The organism is Neobacillus drentensis, from assembly GCF_036965425.1.
Taxonomy (GTDB): Bacteria; Bacillota; Bacilli; order Bacillales; family Cytobacillaceae; genus Neobacillus; species Neobacillus drentensis_F.
In genome coordinates this window covers 1-2,727 of sequence record NZ_JBALPP010000055.1, presented here as the reverse complement: position 1 = coordinate 2,727, position 2,727 = coordinate 1, and the positions used below count along the sequence as shown (strand labels likewise).

At 38.0% G+C, this 2,727-nt stretch carries 2 protein-coding genes; both read left to right on the top strand.

Annotation, left to right across the window (positions count from 1 at the left end; translation table 11 throughout):
* Window positions 1-122 precede the first annotated feature (122 nt).
* Window positions 123-2,009, top strand: a complete 1,887-nt coding sequence (gene selB, locus V7161_RS15720) for a selenocysteine-specific translation elongation factor (protein ID WP_335713924.1) — start codon at window positions 123-125, stop codon at window positions 2,007-2,009.
* Between the two features lie 28 nt (window positions 2,010-2,037).
* A complete protein-coding gene (locus V7161_RS15715; RefSeq protein ID WP_335713923.1) occupies window positions 2,038-2,580 on the top strand; it encodes a DUF2179 domain-containing protein in 543 nt (180 codons plus the stop codon).
* The last annotated feature ends 147 nt before the right edge of the window (window positions 2,581-2,727 follow it).

Sequence of the window (2,727 nt, the reverse complement as noted above, 5' to 3'; positions counted from 1 at the left end):
CCCGCGGAAAGCGAAGCGCTTGGAGCGCAAATCAACACCCAAGATTAAAAGAACAAATCTATTAAGAAAGACTTTAGAGCCCAATGATTACTATCGAATATAACAGATGAGGGGAATAAAAGATGGCCTATTATACTATAGGGATTGCAGGACATATCGACCATGGGAAAACAACATTAACAAAAGCTTTAACGAATGTTGATACAGACCGGCTAAAAGAAGAGAAAGAACGAAATATCTCGATTGAGCTTGGGTATGCTCCGATTCACCTTAAAGAGGGATATCATGTTTCGGTTATCGATGTACCCGGGCATGAAAAGTTTATTAAGCAAATGATTGCAGGTGTAACAGGTATTGATCTAGTTATCGCTGTTATTGCTGCAGATGAAGGTGTGATGCCGCAAACGAAAGAGCATTTCGAAATCTTATCTTTATTAGGTATTAAACAGGCGATTATTGCCGTAACAAAGTCGGATTTAGCCGATGAGGAACTGCTGGAACTCGTCGAAGATAATATACGTGATTACATCAAGGGTACAGTCTTTGAAACGGCCGATATTGTTTACGTAGATGGGCTTTCTAAGCGTGGGATCCCTGAATTAAAAAGAAAAATAATCGAAAGTCTAGACCGATGCAAAAAACGAGACGACAATGGAGCTCTGCGTTTGCCGGTTGATCAAGTGTTTACTCTTCAAGGCCATGGCACGATTTTGCGCGGAACAGTATACGACGGTACGATAACTGTCGGACAGTCGATTACGGTTTTGCCTGATGGTTATAAAGCAAAAATCCGTCAGTTACAATCACAAAATCAAACCGTTCTCCAAGCTTTTGCCGGGCAGCGAGTTGCCATCAATATTTCCGGCATCAATCGAGATAAAGTTCACCGCGGACATGTTATTGTGAACTCTAACCATTATGTCGTAACAGATTGTATTGATGTTACTATTCGTACGACAAGATTAATGGAGTTTCCTTTGAAACAGCGGGCACCGGTAAAGCTGTATATCGGAACTTCAGAGGTGATGGGAAAAATTGTTTTCTTTGACCGAAATACACTGGAAATATCTGCAGGGGAGGAAGTGTATTGTCAAATCAGACTTGAAGAACCTATTGTTGCGAAAAAAGGAGACCCATTTATTTTAAGGCGCCCTTCCCCAATGGAAACGTTTGCTGGTGGAAAGATCATTAATGTAACTGGGAAAAAATATCGCTTTGGTGTAAAAACAATTGAAAAATTGAAGCAAATGGAGAAAGGTTCGATTATTGAACGGTTAATTCTACTTCTTGAAGAACAAAAGTTTTTATCAGGAGAAAGCATAATTAAACATCTTGGTTTAACCAGCCAAGAATTAAAATTATTGCTAAAGGAAGGAGAAGCAACCGGGCAAATCACTCAGATTTCCGGGCAGTTTGTTGCCCAAACGATCATAATAAGAATAAAGAATGATATTTTGCTTGAATTAGAGAGATATCACCATCAATATCCGTTACGGCCAGGAATTTCTAAAGCAGAGGTGATACAGATTTATAAGAAGTCTTATCCTGAAAAATTGCTGAACGCTGTCTTTGAACAACTAAAAGCCAATAATGATATTTCTTTAAACGGTTCAAATGTCTGCTTATGTAGTTTCAAACCAACAATACCGAAACATTGGGAAAAACAAATGTATGAAGTAATTTCCCGGCTTGAACGACAAGGGCTAGAGCCACAGCCTATTGGGGATTTGATTGCACAAGCAGGCATTCCTGTTAAGCTCACGGCAGAATTCATTAATTACTTAAAAAATGAACAGATTGCCGATACCCTGGATGAAAAACACTTGGTTCATCGTAAAGCTGTAAATTATGCGATTACCCAGTTAAAAAAAGCATATCCAAACACTTTTTCCTTGCAGGAAGCAAAAAGTATAGTGGAGGTTAGCCGTAAATATCTCGTATCAATATTAGAGCTGCTTGATCGCAAAAGGCTGACAGCTCGTCACGAACAATTAAGAAAATGGGTATAAGAAGAAAAACGAATACGAGGTGTCAAAAATGAAAGAAATTTTGCTGATTTTATTATTGCAATTAATTTATGTTCCTGTTTTAACACTGCGAACCATATTCCTTGTCAAAGGGATGAGTATGTATGCCTCGTTTTTTGGGTTTTTGGAAGCACTGGTATATGTATTTGGATTGTCCCTCGTTTTTTCCGGGGAGCAAAGTACGGTAGCGATGGTCGTATATGCGGTGGGATTTGGGATAGGCATTATTATTGGCAGCTACGTAGAAAGTTTTTTAGCACTTGGCTATACGACATTAGTGGTGAACTTGACGAACAAAAATGAACAACTAATCAACCGGCTTCGTGAGGAAGGATTTGGAGTAACAGTATTCCATGGGGAAGGAAGGGATAGTAAACGTTATCAATTGGATATTTTGACAAAGCGTAATCGGGAGCCGGAGCTCATGGAACTAATTGAACGATATGAACCGAATGCCTTTATCATTTCTTATGAAGCGAGAAAGTTTAAGGGAGGGTATTTACTTCACTCGATTAAGAAAGTAAAAATGAAAGGAAAAACGAATATGCTATAACTTTTTATCTATTTATAAAGAAGCTTCCTAAATTGTAAAAAAGTAAGAGATTGGGACAGTTTTTTGTCCCTTTTTTTCTTTCAGTTTAGTTTGTTAAAAATATTCTAAATATTATTTACATTTGGAATATACCGAATTATAATAAGC

What these genes read in the sequence shown, in the direction of transcription:
- selB (WP_335713924.1), top strand. Translation starts at nt 123, where the DNA reads ATGGCCTATTATACTATAGGGATTGCAGGACATATCGACCATGGGAAA.
- V7161_RS15715 (WP_335713923.1), top strand. Translation starts at nt 2,038, where the DNA reads ATGAAAGAAATTTTGCTGATTTTATTATTGCAATTAATTTATGTTCCT.